At 36.7% G+C, this 15,598-nt stretch carries 17 protein-coding genes and 1 riboswitch; of the genes, 4 read left to right on the top strand and 13 right to left on the bottom strand.

From position 1 onward, the window contains the following. Positions 1–233: 233 nt before the first annotated feature. Positions 234–521, bottom strand: a complete 288-nt coding sequence (locus AC3WV0_RS17445; RefSeq protein WP_488847370.1) for a DUF2752 domain-containing protein — start codon at positions 519–521, stop codon at positions 234–236. Positions 522–555: 34 nt separating this feature from the next. Further along, positions 556–1,608, bottom strand: a complete 1,053-nt coding sequence (gene namA, locus AC3WV0_RS17440) for an NADPH dehydrogenase NamA (protein WP_488847369.1) — start codon at positions 1,606–1,608, stop codon at positions 556–558. A 102-nt stretch (positions 1,609–1,710) separates the two neighbouring features. On the opposite strand from namA, the gene AC3WV0_RS17435 reads away from it, so the two are divergent. From AC3WV0_RS17435 to AC3WV0_RS17425, 3 genes are all read left to right on the top strand, one after another. Then, the gene (locus AC3WV0_RS17435) at positions 1,711–2,193 is read left to right on the top strand and encodes a cytidine deaminase (protein ID WP_488847368.1); all 483 of its coding nucleotides are present in this window, start codon (positions 1,711–1,713) and stop codon (positions 2,191–2,193) included. 458 nt (positions 2,194–2,651) lie between these two features. Continuing rightward, positions 2,652–2,828: riboswitch (cobalamin riboswitch) on the top strand. Positions 2,829–2,857: 29 nt separating this feature from the next. Beyond that, positions 2,858–4,684 carry a TonB-dependent receptor plug domain-containing protein gene (locus AC3WV0_RS17430; RefSeq protein ID WP_488847367.1) on the top strand — a complete coding sequence of 609 codons (1,827 nt, stop codon included), beginning with the start codon at positions 2,858–2,860 and terminating at the stop codon, positions 4,682–4,684. 12 nt (positions 4,685–4,696) lie between these two features. Beyond that, positions 4,697–5,737: a YncE family protein gene (locus AC3WV0_RS17425; RefSeq protein WP_488847366.1), complete on the top strand. Its 1,041-nt coding sequence runs from the start codon at positions 4,697–4,699 to the stop codon at positions 5,735–5,737. A gap of 149 nt (positions 5,738–5,886) precedes the next feature. Here the strand turns inward: AC3WV0_RS17425 and AC3WV0_RS17420 are convergent, their stop codons facing one another. Further along, positions 5,887–7,308, bottom strand: coding sequence for a CCA tRNA nucleotidyltransferase (locus AC3WV0_RS17420; protein WP_488847365.1), 1,422 nt, complete (start codon positions 7,306–7,308; stop codon positions 5,887–5,889). Positions 7,309–7,317: 9 nt separating this feature from the next. Continuing rightward, positions 7,318–7,683 carry a winged helix-turn-helix transcriptional regulator gene (locus tag AC3WV0_RS17415; protein ID WP_488847364.1) on the bottom strand — a complete coding sequence of 122 codons (366 nt, stop codon included), beginning with the start codon at positions 7,681–7,683 and terminating at the stop codon, positions 7,318–7,320. 93 nt (positions 7,684–7,776) lie between these two features. Here AC3WV0_RS17415 and AC3WV0_RS17410 point away from each other — a divergent pair, with 93 nt between their 5' ends. Then, positions 7,777–8,175 carry a hypothetical protein gene (locus tag AC3WV0_RS17410; protein ID WP_488847363.1) on the top strand — a complete coding sequence of 133 codons (399 nt, stop codon included), beginning with the start codon at positions 7,777–7,779 and terminating at the stop codon, positions 8,173–8,175. Positions 8,176–8,193: 18 nt separating this feature from the next. Here the strand turns inward: AC3WV0_RS17410 and AC3WV0_RS17405 are convergent, their stop codons facing one another. From AC3WV0_RS17405 to AC3WV0_RS17365, 9 genes are all read right to left on the bottom strand, one after another. Next, the gene (locus tag AC3WV0_RS17405; RefSeq protein WP_488847362.1) at positions 8,194–8,742 is read right to left on the bottom strand and encodes an L-threonylcarbamoyladenylate synthase; all 549 of its coding nucleotides are present in this window, start codon (positions 8,740–8,742) and stop codon (positions 8,194–8,196) included. Between the two features lie 54 nt (positions 8,743–8,796). Further along, entirely contained in the window at positions 8,797–9,234 is a 438-nt protein-coding gene (gene tnpA / locus AC3WV0_RS17400) for an IS200/IS605 family transposase (protein WP_488847361.1), read from the bottom strand. Positions 9,235–9,297: 63 nt separating this feature from the next. After that, a complete protein-coding gene (locus AC3WV0_RS17395) occupies positions 9,298–9,765 on the bottom strand; it encodes a hypothetical protein (RefSeq protein ID WP_488847360.1) in 468 nt (155 codons plus the stop codon). Next, positions 9,762–10,265 (bottom strand): DinB family protein, encoded by a 504-nt coding sequence (locus AC3WV0_RS17390; protein ID WP_488847359.1) that lies wholly within the window; start codon positions 10,263–10,265, stop codon positions 9,762–9,764. Before AC3WV0_RS17390 ends, AC3WV0_RS17395 begins: the two co-directional genes overlap by 4 nt. Before the next feature lie 84 nt (positions 10,266–10,349). Then, positions 10,350–10,787 carry a GNAT family N-acetyltransferase gene (locus AC3WV0_RS17385; RefSeq protein ID WP_488847358.1) on the bottom strand — a complete coding sequence of 146 codons (438 nt, stop codon included), beginning with the start codon at positions 10,785–10,787 and terminating at the stop codon, positions 10,350–10,352. A 74-nt stretch (positions 10,788–10,861) separates the two neighbouring features. Continuing rightward, complete coding sequence (locus AC3WV0_RS17380) at positions 10,862–12,001, bottom strand: cystathionine gamma-synthase (protein WP_488847357.1); 1,140 nt, start codon at positions 11,999–12,001, stop codon at positions 10,862–10,864. 84 nt (positions 12,002–12,085) lie between these two features. Continuing rightward, complete coding sequence (gene gldC / locus AC3WV0_RS17375) at positions 12,086–12,412, bottom strand: gliding motility protein GldC (protein ID WP_072885393.1); 327 nt, start codon at positions 12,410–12,412, stop codon at positions 12,086–12,088. Positions 12,413–12,444: 32 nt separating this feature from the next. Then, on the bottom strand, positions 12,445–14,646 hold the full coding sequence (locus AC3WV0_RS17370) for an ABC transporter permease (RefSeq protein WP_488847356.1): 2,202 nt from the start codon (positions 14,644–14,646) through the stop codon (positions 12,445–12,447). An 11-nt stretch (positions 14,647–14,657) separates the two neighbouring features. Further along, positions 14,658–15,560: an ABC transporter ATP-binding protein gene (locus AC3WV0_RS17365; RefSeq protein ID WP_488847355.1), complete on the bottom strand. Its 903-nt coding sequence runs from the start codon at positions 15,558–15,560 to the stop codon at positions 14,658–14,660. Positions 15,561–15,598: the final 38 nt, after the last annotated feature.

The raw sequence follows: 15,598 nt of genomic DNA, 5'->3' as shown, positions 1-15,598 counted from the left end.
AAATTTGGAAATCTCAAAATATTCAACCAAGTATTCCGGTAGTAAAAACTTTAGTAATTCTTGTTCATTAGACATAATACAAAATTATCCTTTTTTAGTTTTCTCCCCAACTTTTGGTGTTGATCCCTGAACAGCAGCAGGTACCTACTACTGAAATAATTCCTAAGATCAGCACTGTCTGTGCATTTGGCAATTTTTGTTCCATAGTTTATAATATTTTAATGTGTTGTTTTTTAATGACTAAAATGATGTTTGTAGAAATAGGAGACGACCATAATCACAGCATTAACAGCAGCCAAAATGATCAGCAAATTGCCATAATTCCTTTTTTTATCTACAAAATTGAGGGCGACCGTAGCAAAAAAAAGCAGTAAAGTATATACCGCAGGAAACATATGAAAAGCCTCTGCAAATCTTCCTTCAAAAACCATAACAATAGCCCTCTGGGTACCGCAGCCGAAGCATTCGACACCAAAGAATTTCTTGATAGGACAAGGCAGCATGAAATCTTCTGCTTTCATAGTTTTTATGTTTTGCTGATCCAAATATATAAAATTAAGAAGATATTTTCGCTCTCAGATACTGATGTGGAAAAAAGCAATCTTCATTCATTTCAAATGATCCCTGAACCGCAATATACGGATTTCTTAAAATTTCTCTGGCAATAAAAATCAAGTCAGCATCACCTTTTTCAAGGATTTCCTCTGCGTGATTGATTCTTTTAATCAATCCTACCGCTCCGGTTTTTACCGCTGCTTCGTTTCGTACTTGTGAGGAAAGAGGAACCTGATATCCGTCAAAAAGAGGAATTTTAACCCCATGAATATTTCCGCCGCTTGAAACGTCAACAAGATCAACAGCGTGATTTTTTAAAACTTTTGCCAGTTCGACACTATCGTTGATTTCCCAGCCATGCTCTGCATATTCTGTTCCTGATATTCTTACAAATAAAGCAACGTTTTCATTCAGCTCTTCGTTTACGGCATCTACAATTTCAATTAAAAAACGGATTCTGTTTTCAAAGCTTCCGCCGTATTCGTCAGTTCTGATGTTCGAAAGCGGAGATAAAAACTGATGAATCAGATAACCATGGGCCGCATGAATTTCGATAACATCAAACCCTGCATTTACAGCTCTTTTTGCTGCATTTTTAAAATTCTGAACCTGTTCTTTAATTTCTTCAACCGTCAAAACGTGAGGAATTCTTTCAGTCGGGTGATATGGAATCGGGCTGGGTGCAATGGTTTCCCATCCTTCTTCCACAGGGATCTGAATAGTATTTTCCGTAGAACCCTTTCTGCCGGAGTGCGACAGTTGGATTCCGATTTTACTCTCTGAATTTTTATGAACAAATTCTACGATCTTCTTGAGGCTTTCTGCCTGTTCATCATTCCAGATTCCCATACAATGGTTGGTAATTCTTCCGCGAGGCTCTACGCCTGTAGCTTCCACTATAAGTAAGCCTGCACCACCCTGAGCCCGGCTGCCATAATGAACAAAATGAAAATCATCAGCAAGCCCGTTTTCGCTGGAATACATACACATAGGCGACATTACCCACCGGTTTTTCAATTCAACATTTCTGAATCTGATTGGAGTATACAACATTTTAAATTTATTTTTAAAATTGAGAATTGCAAATAGGAGGCCCTTATTGTCCACCTCATGAAAAAGAAGTAATTTTATCCCCCTTTTTTTAATCCACAATATATGAAAAAAGAAACTCACATCAGTTACGAATATTTTAAGAATAGCAGCGAACTGAACGATATAGAAAAACAATTATTCGAAAGAGCGAAAGACGCCCGTGAAAATGCTTATGCTCCCTACTCTAATTTTCTGGTAGGCTGCTCGGTATTGCTTGAAAACGGAGAAATATATTCCGGTAACAACCAGGAGAATGCGGCTTTTCCTTCGGGACTTTGCGCAGAAAGAACGACTTTATTCTGGGTAGCAGCCAATTTTCCTGAAGTGAAAATTAAGAAAATCTTCGTAGTTGGAGGCCCCAGGGAATTTAATGAGAAAAACCCTCCTATTCCGCCGTGTGGTGCGTGCAGACAAAGTTTAATGGAATACGAAACCAAGCAGAATGAAAATATTGATCTTTATTTTTCGAGCATGAATGAAGAAGTTGTAAAAGTGCATTCTATAAAAGATTTGCTTCCTTTTTATTTTGATTCTACATTTTTGTAGTCATTCTTTTTAGTGAATGGTGAATTTTGCTTCGCAAGTGAATGGTGAATTTGAAAAAAATTGAAAAATTGACAAGCGAAGCAAATTGACAGTTCACAGTTGACTTTTGAATTAGTGTTTTAAACCACCCCGTCTTAATTTTCTCTGAAATTAATCCACCCTTCCAAGGGAGGGGAATTCTTGCCGTGAAAATTCTTAATGTACAAAAGACTGAGATTTCTATGGTGGCTGAGCCTGTCGAAGCCACTTGTCCTGCTATTTTAGCCCTGATTGCAACGAAAATCCCGGAATGGAGCGGCGGAGCCTTTTGCCGGACTCAGGACGGCCAAGGCTCCGCCGCGTAATGAGGAATTGCAGTGGAAAGCAGGTTCCCGGCTCCTGAAAATTTAAAAATCTATTGATTTAAAGTTGTAATGCAGCTTTGTCATTTGTGTTTTTGGATTTCAGCGTAATAAGTTTATATTTGCAGAAATTTTGGTTTCCAATTATTTGGAATGAAAAGGGAATCGGGCGAAAATCCCGGACTGTCCCCGCAACTGTAGATCGCAAAAAAAAATTTCTACGACGAACCACTGTGCAAACGGGAAGGTGTAGAAAGCGAAAGTCAGGAGACCTGCCAGAATGGTAACTTAATACATTGCTTTCGGAGGAAAAGTAAAATAGAATGGATATAAAAAAATCTTTACTACTGATTTTTTCGGCTTATGGTTGCTTTCTTTCCGCACAGGAGAAAGCCATTGACACGGTTTTTATTTTTGACAACCAGATGAATAAAGTTAAACTTTTTCATAAAGTCAACACCATTAAACCGCAGGATTTTGAAAAAAACTCTACCAATCTTTCCGAGCTTTTGCGTTTTCAGTCACAGGTTTACATTAAGGAAAACGGGCGTGGCGCCGTATCATCACCATCTTTCAGAGGAACAAGCGCAGGACATACCGCTTTTGTATGGAACGGAATCAATATCAACTCAACATTTCTGGGACAGGGAGATGTGAATAATATCCCGCTTTTCGGGTACGACGAACTTGAGGTAAAAGCAGGCGGCGGAAGCGTACAGTATGGAAGTTCGGCCATTGGGGGAAGTATTCATCTTAATAATAATCTGGAATTTAATAAAGGATTCCATGCTCTTCTTTATTCGGAAGCAGGGTCTTTTGACACTTTTAATAATTTCCTGAAGGGTTCTTTTAGCAATGATAAATTCAGTTTTAAGGTTTCCGGAAACTATTTTATCAGCCAAAATGATTATGAAGTTCCGGAAAAGGAGTACATCAACAGAAACGGCAGATATTATAATACTTCCATCAACATCGGGACTTCTTACAAAATTGCGCCCCACCAGACGATTTCGTGGCAAAATCAGATCTTCGACGGTTCTCAGCATTACCCGATTTTCACTGAAAATGGCAATAAAACAAAGTATAATGCCCAGACACTGAGAAGCCTTATTTCATGGGATATTTCCAGAAATGATTTTTCAAACAGCCTGAAAGCGGCTTACACAGAAGACAATTTCCAATATTTCGGGGATATCGATAAACCGAAAGAAAGCGGTGCGGAAGGTAAAAATTATATTTTCAGGAATGATTTTAATTATTTTATCACTCCGAAACTTAATGTAAATGTAATTGGCGAATTCCAGGTAAACAAAGGACTGGGTTACCAGTCGGGCATTGGCGATATCAGCAGAAATATGGGTTCCGTTGCCGGACTTGCCAGGTATTTTGTGAGCCAGAAACTTCGTTTTGAAGCCGGATTTAAAAAAGATTTTGTAGAAAATATATCTTCGCCTGTTCTCTATTCCTTTTCAGGAAAATGGGAGCCGTTGAAATGGTATCATATAGGATCAAGTGTTTCAAGAAATTTCAAAATTCCTTCATTTAATGATCTTTACTGGCAAAAAGGAGGGAATCTTGATTTGGTTCCTGAAACTTCGACCAATTTGGATATGGATCATGAATTTATTTTGGGGGATTTCAGGCTGACATTGAGTCCGTATTATATGGACATTAAAAATTACATCGGCTGGCTTCCTACATCGGCTGGCTATTGGGCGGCCTTCAACACTTATAGTGTAGAAATATACGGACTTGATTCTCAAATCACTTATCAAAAGAATTTTGGAAATCACCATTTCAGGGTTAATGCAGGGTACACGTATTCGAAATCTACCAACAAACAGACAGGAATGCAGATGATGTATGTTCCGCTGCATAAAGCGTTTGGAAATATGGATTACCGTTATCGTTTCCTGAATGTTTATGTTCAGGGACTTTTCAACGGTTTGACCTATACCACTACTGATGAAAAAAGGGCTGATGCCATTGATCCTTATTTTGTGCTGAATACGGGAATTTCGGCTAATCTTTTAAAACATTACACCTTAGGGTTTAAAGTAAATAATATTACTGATACTGTATATCAGACCGTTTCATATTATCCTTTACCCAAAAGGAATTATAGTGTTTATGTACATATTAATTTTTAACATTTAAATATTATGAAAATAACTAAACTTCTGACTCTGATTTTAGCTTTTACTTTGCTGTTTAATGTCTCTTGTAGCAGTGAAGACGGTATAACAACAGGAGAAATGTACTACAGCAACGGATTTTTACTCAGTAATGAGGGGAATTTTGGGAAACCAAATGCTGATGTCACTTTTGTAAGTTCAAATCTCGCCAGTAAGCAGGATAATATTTTCTCTGCCAACAACGGAGGATCTAATCTTGGTGATGTTTTGCAGATGATTGCCTTTAATGGTGATAATGCTTATCTGTTGCTGAATAACTCAAATAAAATTCAGGTTGTCAACAGGTTTGATTTCAAAAAAGCAGGAGAAATTACCACTCAGCTGAATTCACCACGTTTCATGGCCTTCGCGAACAACAACATTTATGTAACCAATGACAAATACGGAGGTGACAAATTTGTAAGTATTTATAAAAGTTCTGATTTGTCTTTTGTGAAAAAGATCAATTTTACGGATACGGTTGAAAGAATTGTAGAAGCGGGAAACAATATTTTTGTACAAAATGCCTCTTTTGGATTTGGTGATAAAATTACTTACATCACGACTTCTAATAATGAAGTTCAATCTACCATTACGATCCCTAACGGCAATATCAATAAAATGATTGTAAACAACGAAACGGTATATGCTATTGCAGCAGGAACCAGCGATTCTTACATTTATCAGATTTCAGCTACGGGAGTTACAAAGACATACACTTTAACAGGTATTGCTGATGCTAATAATCTTGAAATTGAAAATGGTAAATTTTATTTTACCTCAGGACTTAAAGTATACACCATGGACCTAACGGCTACTTCAGCACCTTCTGCCCCATTATTTACAGTAGATAACAGCGTTGATCCTTATTCTAATTTATATGGATTCAGCGTTGTAAACGATAGAATTTTTGTTTCGGATGCTAATGGATTTACCGAAGACAGCAAGATCAGCGTATATTCTAAAAACGGTCTTCTGCTGAAAAGTTTTACAGCAGGTAAAGCTACAAACGGAGCGTACTGGAACTAACAGTAAATTGTATTAAACCTTAATACAACTTTTTTTCATCATTTGTGTTTTTTTCCGGGCGGTTTCTTCGAAACCGCCCGGATTTTATTTTAATTCAATAAAAGCAACAGACCGGAATCTATTGCTTTGGTATTTTTAATATTACATTTTCAGGCTAAAGTTAATCCTAATTTTAATGCTTCTTCGATCACAAATTGCTTTGCCTTTTCGCCGTCGTTTTCAATCTCGCCTTCAAGGATGGCTTCTTTTACCTTTTCTTTTAAGATTCCGATTTCACGGCCGGGTTTCAGATTAAACATCGCCATGATTTCTTCTCCCGAAATGGGCGGCTGGAAATTTCTCACCTGGTCTTTTTCCTCTACTTCTTTAATTTTTACTGCAACATATTCAAAATTTTTCTTGAATTTTTCCTGTTTTTTTGAATTCTTTGTAGTGATATCGGCTTTACAAAGTGTGAAAAGGTCTTCCAGATCCTCTCCTGAATCAAATAACAGTCTTCTTAATGCAGAGTCAGACGCATCATCGGTGATAAGTGCAATCGGACGTGAGGAAAGCTTTACCATTTTCTGGACATACTTCATATCGTTTCCTAAGGGCAGTTTCAGCCTTTGGAATAATGTTTTCACCATTTTTGAACCTAAAAACTCATGTCCGTGGAAAGTCCATCCTGTTCCTTCAACGAATTTTTTTGTCGGTGCTTTTCCGATATCGTGAAGCAGTGCTGCCCAACGTAGCCATAAATTGTCTGTATTTTCCGCGATATTGTCTACCACTTCAAGGGTATGGTAAAAATTATCTTTATGGGTTTGTCCTTCCACTTCTTCTATCCCTTTCAGATCGATGAGTTCAGGAATGATTAATTTCATCAGACCGGTTTCCTCCATCAGTTTAAGACCGATAGAAGGCTTTTTGGAAAGCATGATCTTGTTAAATTCAACCATGATTCTTTCCATGGAAACGATTTTAATTCTTTCCGCTTCCTGTTTTATGGCGTTAAGCGAATTTTCTTCGATCCGGAATTGGAGTGTAGAAGCAAAACGGATGGCTCTCATCATTCGCAATGGATCGTCAGAATAGGTTTGTGCAGGTTCAAGCGGTGTTCTGAGAATTCCTTTTTCCAGATCATCAATGCCGTTAAAAGGATCTATGAGTTCGCCAAAATTCGTCTTATTTAAAGAAATTGCCATTGCATTAACTGTAAAATCCCTTCGTTTCTGATCATCTTCTATCGTACCACCTTCCACTTCGGGTTTACGGCTGTCTTCGGAGTAGCTTTCTTTCCTGGCTCCTACAAATTCAAGCTCGAGATCTTTATATCTGATCATCGCTGTTCCGTACGTTTTGAAAACAGAAACTTTCATTTTGGGATCAATTTCTCTTCCTACGTTTTGGGCAAGTTCAATTCCACTTTGTTCAGTCACAAAATCAATATCTGTAGACGCCTTTCTTTTCATGAGTAAATCACGGACATAACCTCCCACGATGTACACCGACTGGCCATTCCTTTCCGCGACTTCAGAAATTATTTTAAAAAGTTTAAGGTTTTTATTTTGATTAAGATTGATATTCATTGTAAATATTCAAAATTCAGAGTCTGCAAAGATAAGCGTATCATCCTTTTGTTCTATAATTAATTTTCTATGTTTTTGTCCCCATTCCACGATCGATTCTATGAGAGGCTCTAAAGATCTGCCATGTTCTGAAAGCATATAATAAGAAGTATTGTCACGTTCTTTTTTAGTAATCAGTAAGTTTTGCTCCAAAAACTTGAGTTCCCTGATCAGCGTTCTTGCAGTAATATGCTGAAGATCTCTCTGTAATTCATTAAATCGTTTTTCTTTATCACATAAGCTGGCAAGAATGGCACTTTTCCATCTTCCTCCGATAATATAAATAACGTCATTGACGTCTCTAAGTTGCAGTTGCTTTTGTTTATTTTTCATCATCCTGTTTTTCCGGTATCCTGAAAGATACTTATATTTTCATCAAAGATATTACAGCAAATTGGATTTTTATTTAATTTTACCAAAACATTTATGATGAAAGACAAATTACATGTACATCAAAGCATTCCCTTATCGGTAAAAATATTCTCGTGGATTCTTATTGTAGCGGGAATATTTTTCTTTTATGTTTTCACCTTCAATCCCGGATTATCTTTTCCGGGGGCAAGTATTACAGATTATTCCTCACAGCTGGGATTTAGCAGCACAGGAGTAAGGGTATTAGGCAGTGTCGTTGCTTTACTGATCTCTGTCATCTTTAATAAACCTCAATGGCTTTTTATTACTTTAATTTCAAGATTGGTCATAGAAGCCGGTGATATTATTGTTAATATAGTTACGGATGGTACTATGGTCAACACCATTATGATCGGAATAATAGCCATTCTTGAATTTTGGGCTGTTGTAAAGCTGTACCGAATTATTAAAACTTAGTTCGGCAATGATTCTACATTATTCCCTAAGAACCTTTATTCTGTTATCGCTCCAGATTTTGATGACGGATGAACCCGAATATTTTGAAACTTTCTCTCTGTCCTCTTCCACCGCATAATCTACCAAATTGATAATTTCAGGAGAAATATCAGAGAATTTCAAAGGACTTTTTTCACCACTGAAATTGGCTGAAGTTGAAACCAACGGCTTATTTAATTTTGTGATTAATTTCTTACAAAATTCATTTTTAACCAGCCGGATTCCTATGCTTCCGTCTTCAGCAAGAAGTTCTTTCGGCAGTCCTCTGGGATTTTCATAAACGATTGTTACCGGCTTTTCGCTCAAATCAATGATTTCCCAAGCCATTTCCGGAACGTCAACTAAATCCTGAAGCCTCTTTTCAGATTCTACGAGGATGATCATGGATTTGTTTTTTTCGCGTTTTTTGATCTCAAAAATTTTATTGACGGCTTCTATATTTGTCGCATCACAGCCAATTCCCCAGATCGTATCGGTTGGGTATAAAATGGTGCCGCCGGATTTTAATATTTGTATGATGTTTTCCATAATTCAGTAGGGACGGGCTTTAGCCCGTCTTCAAAATTAAGCATTCATTCGGCTTTAGCCAAAGCCTAATTTAAAATTATATTTTTCAATGAATTCCAGATATTCTTCTGTAAAACTTTTTTTCCTGTGATGAATTTCCTGATTCTTAATATAATTTCTGATAGATTCAATCATAGATTCTGATATAGAAACTGCAAAATATTCATCCTGCCACGAAAACTTTTCTTTTGTTAATTGATTTTTGTTAATCCAATGAGAAGACTCTCCTTTCAATAATTGTACAACTTTTTCAATATTCTGATTCGAACCAAGAGAAATCAGACAATGACAATGATCCGAATAACCATTAATCATATCTAGAAAAATTCCTTTTTCTGAAGCATTTTTTTTTATATGCTTCCAAATTTTGAGTCTTAATTCAGGAGAGTTTAAATAAGGAATTCTATTTCTAGTCGAAAAAACAATATGAATATAAATTTTAATAAATGGCATTTGTGTTGTTTGTCCAAAAATATAAATTTATTTTAGATTTTGGCTAAAGCCAATTAAATTGTATTAAATAGAAAGCGGGCTAAAGCCCCTATTGATGGTTGTAAAATTGTTTTTAATTCTCAAATAAACAGAAGAACACATTATAAATAAAATTGAAGCCAGCCATAAAAAATATCCGATTTCTAGGCTGTAAATAGGAGCTTCTCTTCCACTTTCTGAAACTAATACAGAATTCCAGAATAGAAAAGATACAGAAATTAATAAAGCAATGATGCCGGTAACAATTGAAGCAAAAAATTTCTCAAAAAAGAAGCAGGCTATTGAGATAAAAAACCAAATATTTGCTGACCAAATAAAGAATTCCAAAATTCCACCACCTAGAAAACTTATACCACCGATTAGTAAAAGCTCAAAAGAACTAAAATCTCTAATTTCCTTGGATTCTGTAACTTTAAAAGCAGTAAAGAAGAGAGAGGCTATAAAAGTTAGCAGACTTATGAGAGCTAAAATATTTTTTAGGGAATACTTCATAATACCGGCAAATATCTTTCCTCAATAATATTCAGATGATGTACATTGTGACCGACAATTAATTTCCCGATAGTTTCTACGGAAATTTCATTTCCATTGACTATTCCGGTATTGTTTAAAACAGAAGGATTCAATGTTTCCAGCAATAACTGTGAAGATTTTCTCACGGTCTGATATTCGTCCAGTAAAGAACTCAGGCTTCTTTCATTCGCATAAGAATTTTTGGCGTAATTTTCTTCGTCAAAACCGGGAAGTTCATTTTTATCGCCTCTTGCGAAAGCCAGAATTCTATATTGAAAAACCCTTTCGGTATCCGACAGGTGTAAAAGCAATTCTTTAAGAGTCCATTTTCCTTCGGCATAAGCGAAATGCGATTGTTCTTCCGAAAGTTTACTATAAATTCCGACTGTTTTCTTTTCTGTTCTTTTCAATTCTTCCAGCCAGTTTTCAGAAGGAATCAAATCTAAATATCGCTGTACGTATTTTTGAAATTCTGTCATAACTTATGTAAGTTTAACAATGTATCAATCTAGCAATGTAGTAATTTATCGGTAAACTGCTACATTATTAAATTGTTACATTAATTATTTGGTCCATTCATAGAAATTCACTTCGTCGTAAATTTTAAATCCGCAGGATGGATATAATTGATTTCCGATATTATTCGATTTCCCGGTTTCCAGAAGAATTCCGCAGGCATCAGTTGTTATTGCCATTTTCTTGGCTTCTTCAATCAATTGTTTAGAATAACCGTTTCCACGGTGATTTTCATTAACATATAAATCATTCAGCAACCAATAGCGTTTCATCCTTGTAGAGGAAAACAATGGATATAATTGTACAAAACCTACCAATTCGCCTTGATTTTCAGCAACAAAAATTTCAGAATCTTTATTTTCAATTCTTTCTGTTAGGAATTTTTCGGCTGCAGGAATATCAGATTCTTTATGGTAAAATATCCTGTATTGATCGAACAATTCAGACAATTGTCTCACATCCTGAATGGTGGCTTTTCTTATCATGATATTAGGTTGTAAAAACTTTGTCAAAGTTAAAAGCGTTGAAATCTAACTTTGACAAAGTTGTGAAATTCAAATTAAGAGAATGCTCTTTCCAGATCGGCGATCAGGTCTTTCGCATCTTCAATTCCTACGCTTAAACGGACTAAATCGTCTGTAATTCCTAATTCTGCACGTTTTTCTGCAGGAATAGAAGCGTGAGTCATTAAAGCCGGATGATTTGCCAAAGATTCTACACCACCCAAAGATTCAGCCAAAGTAAATACTTTTACTTTTTCCAAAAACTTAATTGCATCTTCTTTCTTACCAGATTTGAAAGTGAAAGAAACCATTCCTCCGAAATCTTTCATCTGGGATTTTGCCAGCTCAAACTGAGGGTGGGATTCCAATCCCGGATAGATGACTTTATCTACTGCAGGATGAGATTCAAGATATTTTGCCACGGCCATTCCGTTTTCCGAATGCCGCTGAACTCTTAATGCCAATGTTTTAATTCCTCTTAATACTAAATAAGAATCGTGAGGGCCTAAAATTCCACCGCTAGCAAACTGGATAAAGTGAAGCTTTTCTCCCAATTCAGCATCTTTTGCCACTAAAGCACCCGCGATCACATCGGAGTGACCTCCTAAATATTTCGTTGCAGAGTGCATCACGATATCTGCTCCAAGATCGATTGGTCTCTGAAGATAAGGTGTCGCAAACGTATTGTCTACGGCAACCAGAATATCTTTTCCTTTTGCAACTTCCACAACCGCTTTAATGTCTACGAGTTTCATTAAAGGATTAGTCGGCGTTTCGACCCAGATCAGTTTGGTTTTATCGGTAATAACGTCAGCGATTTTTGAAACATCATCGAAATTCACGAAAGTAAATTTCAACTGGTATTTCTCGAAAAGTCTGGTAAACATTCTGTAAGTTCCGCCATATAAATCATCTACAGCGATTACCTCATCTCCGGGATTTAATAATTTTAAAACACAATCGATTGCTGCCAGCCCCGATCCGAAGGCTAGTCCTCTGGCTCCATTTTCAATGCTTGCCAGAGAATCTTCCAACGCCTGTCTTGTAGGATTTGCCGCTCTGGAATACTCATATCCTGAGTGTACGCCCGGGCTTTTCTGTGCAAATGTTGATGTTAAAAATACAGGAACATTCACAGAACCTGTCGCCGATTCGTGGTGTTGCCCACCGTGTATAACTTTTGTATTGAAATTCATAATCTTAATAATTTAACAATGTATCAATGTACCAGTTTACCAATAATTGTTACATTGCTAGACTGATACATTATTAATTAATTTTTACATTTTTATCGCAGATTTTACGGCAAACTCTTCTGCCATCTCCTCCATCCACTGGGCTACATCTTCTTCTCCCGTTGCTCTCTGGTAGGTATTTCCGAGAGACACTAAAATCTGATGGATAAACATTTTCATCTGATCTACCGGCATTTCTTTTGTCCAAAGATCGATTCTTAAAGCTTCCATGGCTTTATCATCCCATACCGAGATCATGGTAGCTTTTGTCGCCTCTTTCTCAATACCACCGTCCTGCGCATTCCAGGTAATGTTTTCCGGGATGTGATTTTCGTCCAGTTCTACATCTATCGTAATCTGAGTTTTTCTCATAACTTTCTTTTATTTCTAAATTTGTTGCAAAGTTAATACTTCTTAAGCTTATCCAAAATTTCTACAAAGTTATCTTCATCCGGGAACGGTGTATTCAGGTTAAATATTTTACCTTCAGGATCAATAATGATAAATCTCGGAATCGACTGAATTTTATACGCTGCAAGAAATTTTTCGGTATTTTTAAGCCAAAACTGGGGAACACCTGACGGTTTTGTCTTTAAATAATTTTTCCACTTCGACTGATTTTCATCTACGCTTACAGAGATAAACTGAAGATTCTGATAATATCTATATTGATTATTTCTTGCTTCAAAAACCGGCCGGATTTGTCTGCACGGTGCACACCAGGTTGCCCAAAGATCGATAATGACATATTTTCCTCGGAATTTTGAAAGGTTTACAGTTTTTCCGTTGTCATTTAAGAAAGTAAGATCCGGAAACAAGGCTCCCTTTTGGGACCTATTGATCTGATCCATTTTTGAATACAACATGCTCCGGTAATCGGAATTTTTGACATTATTGATTTTACCTGCGAATAATTTATTTCTCGCCAAACTATCGGTTTGCAACTCCATTGTTTTAGACAAATGTTTCGACAACAGTCTGTCTTTTTCTAATCCTTGCGGCAGTTTATTGATTTTCGCGAAAAGGATACTGTCTGCATTGATCGACTGGTCTTTATCCGTAAGAAGATGGTCCAGCTTGAACTGAAGGTAATTTTCGTTTTTGCTTAAAAGCCGTGATGGTTTACTGATATTGGCATTCAGTTCATCCACAAAAGCTTTAGGAGGGGAAAATTTAGGATCATTCCACGAGGTCATTTTTCGGTAATTGCTAATCTCATTTAAGTAATTAATGGCCATCAACTGTGTTCTGTACGTTTTATATTCATCGGAAAGCGCATTGTTAGCAGGATCAGCAAAAACATTCAGAATTCTTTTCTTCTCTTTCCAGTCATCCTGAGCTGCCTCGTAGAATTTTTCCGGTTCATTGTTGTAGGGTTGGTCATTCAGCACATACGTAAAATCCCTTCCAAAGGAATCCTGCTTTTCACGATAGGACTGATCTGCTTTACGATTTGACTTTATATAAGTCACCATTACGGTGTTATTAAATTTAAAATCAAGATCAAACCAGTCGCCGCTTCCCATCACCAGGATCAGCTTTTTATTCCCGATTTCAATAATATATTCATCCAACGGAAGTTTTTCTTTTGTAGCCCAGCTGAATGTATTATTGATTACAGGTGCGGCTCCGACTTTCTTGTGAAAATCTGAAGTGTAAATTTTAACGGAATCAATTTTAAGATCAGTATCTAATGTTCCTTTCATGAAAACTCCTGCACCACTGCTTTTATAAGGCTTCGGCAACTGAATAAAATAGAGAAAACAAAATCCGGCAAAAAATAGTACCGATGAGATGACGATCTGTTTTTTATTTTTACCAAAAGCATTTTTAAATCCTTTTTTGCTGTACCAGAAATATCCTATGATGAGAAAAATTACCATCCAAAAAATACTCATATATTCCGAGTGTGAAATAAAAGTATTGAGGTTCCTGATCTCCGGAGCGTTCCAAAAGGTATATAAAGAACCATAGGGATTAAAGAAGAATGACTGCTTCTGAATGAGTGCTGTAATATTTGAAGCAATACCCAAAGAACCAATCAGGAAAGACCAGATAAATCCATGAAAAGCTACCGAAATACAGAGCTGAAGAGCTGCAATTCCTAAAACTGTAATGCATATCCTGATATATGTTTTAATAGCCCATACTACATCAAAATCCATCAGTTTTACGGCATTCGGATGAATATAATAATCTGCCGTTGCCATGATCATACTAAATATAAAATATGAAGTGATGCACATTACACTCAGGATCACCACAATGATATATTTTGACAGATAAAGCTGCAAACGGCTTACCGGCTGTGTTTCCATAAGTTGCCATCCGTTGTTTTTATGGTCAGTCTGGGCAATCCTGTTTGCGGCCACAATAATCAGCAGCGGTAATATGAAAAACACAAAATATTTTAACTGATCACCACCGATAGCATCTTCAAAAACAGAAAATTTCAATGTTCCTTCCGGAACCGTTTCCGGCATAAAAAACGAAGGAACATATACCAGAATCGGAAGTAAGCCACCTAAAACAATGGCAATATAAATGATTCCTAATCCTTTAAGCTTCAGCCATTCCGTACCGGCTGTTGTGAGTAATTTTTTCATTGATCTGCGTTTTAATTTTTAGTAATTTCCATGAACCATTCTTCCAGTCCCGCACTGTTTTTGACTTCAAAGATGGCGGCATCCTTCAGCACAAGTCTCTTTACAAGATCGGTAATATCTTCCCGGGATGCGGCCGTAACTTCTATATTCGTTTCGTCCAGCATTTTCGGAGAATAGCTTTCAGGAATTTCGTTGATGAAAACTGCAGCATCATTCAACCCGATCTTTATGCGGTTGTATCGATACATTTCATTGAGGTCTTTAATGCTGCCTGCAAATCGGATCTCACCATGAGAAATAATGGCCAGATGCGTAATCATCTTTTCAATTTCCTGCAAAAGGTGACTTGAGATAAAAATAGTAACCCCTTCCTCTTTATTAAGTTTGATGAGAAGTTCACGTATTTCCATCATTCCGTTGGGATCAAGTCCGTTTACCGGCTCATCTAAAATCAGAAGATCGGGTTTTCCCAGTAAAGTTATGGCAATCGCCAGCCTCTGCTTCATTCCAAGCGAATATCTTTTCATCTTCATATTTCTACTTTCCCACAACCCGACCAGATGCAAAACTCTTTCACACTCGGAAAGCGGAAGGTTTCTGAGCCTTGAAATCACAAGAAGATTATCCCAGCCCGAAAGGTGATCGTAAAAAGCAGCCGTATCGATAAGGCTTCCGATTTTATTAAATCCTTCGGGATAAAGCACAGATAGTTTTTCGTCAAATATCCTTATTGTATTATTCTCATCAGGAATGCTGCCAATCAGCATTTTCATCGTGGTAGATTTCCCTGCTCCATTTGCTCCCAGAAACCCGAAAATACTTCCTTTCGGAACCGAAAGACTGATATCTTTTAAAATCGGTTTATTTCTGGAAAATTCAAAACTGAGATTCTGAATCCTTATAATATTTTCCATAAGTTATTATTTTATTGTACAAATATATAATATAAATA

Source organism: Chryseobacterium sp. 27AL, assembly GCF_057815395.1.
The sequence above is the reverse complement of the archived record's forward strand: the minus strand, read 5'-3'. Positions and strand labels throughout refer to the sequence as shown.

What these genes read in the sequence shown, in the direction of transcription:
- AC3WV0_RS17445 (WP_488847370.1), bottom strand. Translation starts at nt 521, where the DNA reads ATGAAAGCAGAAGATTTCATGCTGCCTTGTCCTATCAAGAAATTCTTT.
- namA (WP_488847369.1), bottom strand. Translation starts at nt 1,608, where the DNA reads ATGTTGTATACTCCAATCAGATTCAGAAATGTTGAATTGAAAAACCGG.
- AC3WV0_RS17435 (WP_488847368.1), top strand. Translation starts at nt 1,711, where the DNA reads ATGAAAAAAGAAACTCACATCAGTTACGAATATTTTAAGAATAGCAGC.
- AC3WV0_RS17430 (WP_488847367.1), top strand. Translation starts at nt 2,858, where the DNA reads ATGGATATAAAAAAATCTTTACTACTGATTTTTTCGGCTTATGGTTGC.
- AC3WV0_RS17425 (WP_488847366.1), top strand. Translation starts at nt 4,697, where the DNA reads ATGAAAATAACTAAACTTCTGACTCTGATTTTAGCTTTTACTTTGCTG.
- AC3WV0_RS17420 (WP_488847365.1), bottom strand. Translation starts at nt 7,308, where the DNA reads ATGAATATCAATCTTAATCAAAATAAAAACCTTAAACTTTTTAAAATA.
- AC3WV0_RS17415 (WP_488847364.1), bottom strand. Translation starts at nt 7,683, where the DNA reads ATGATGAAAAATAAACAAAAGCAACTGCAACTTAGAGACGTCAATGAC.
- AC3WV0_RS17410 (WP_488847363.1), top strand. Translation starts at nt 7,777, where the DNA reads ATGAAAGACAAATTACATGTACATCAAAGCATTCCCTTATCGGTAAAA.
- AC3WV0_RS17405 (WP_488847362.1), bottom strand. Translation starts at nt 8,742, where the DNA reads ATGGAAAACATCATACAAATATTAAAATCCGGCGGCACCATTTTATAC.
- tnpA (WP_488847361.1), bottom strand. Translation starts at nt 9,234, where the DNA reads ATGCCATTTATTAAAATTTATATTCATATTGTTTTTTCGACTAGAAAT.
- AC3WV0_RS17395 (WP_488847360.1), bottom strand. Translation starts at nt 9,765, where the DNA reads ATGAAGTATTCCCTAAAAAATATTTTAGCTCTCATAAGTCTGCTAACT.
- AC3WV0_RS17390 (WP_488847359.1), bottom strand. Translation starts at nt 10,265, where the DNA reads ATGACAGAATTTCAAAAATACGTACAGCGATATTTAGATTTGATTCCT.
- AC3WV0_RS17385 (WP_488847358.1), bottom strand. Translation starts at nt 10,787, where the DNA reads ATGATAAGAAAAGCCACCATTCAGGATGTGAGACAATTGTCTGAATTG.
- AC3WV0_RS17380 (WP_488847357.1), bottom strand. Translation starts at nt 12,001, where the DNA reads ATGAATTTCAATACAAAAGTTATACACGGTGGGCAACACCACGAATCG.
- gldC (WP_072885393.1), bottom strand. Translation starts at nt 12,412, where the DNA reads ATGAGAAAAACTCAGATTACGATAGATGTAGAACTGGACGAAAATCAC.
- AC3WV0_RS17370 (WP_488847356.1), bottom strand. Translation starts at nt 14,646, where the DNA reads ATGAAAAAATTACTCACAACAGCCGGTACGGAATGGCTGAAGCTTAAA.
- AC3WV0_RS17365 (WP_488847355.1), bottom strand. Translation starts at nt 15,560, where the DNA reads ATGGAAAATATTATAAGGATTCAGAATCTCAGTTTTGAATTTTCCAGA.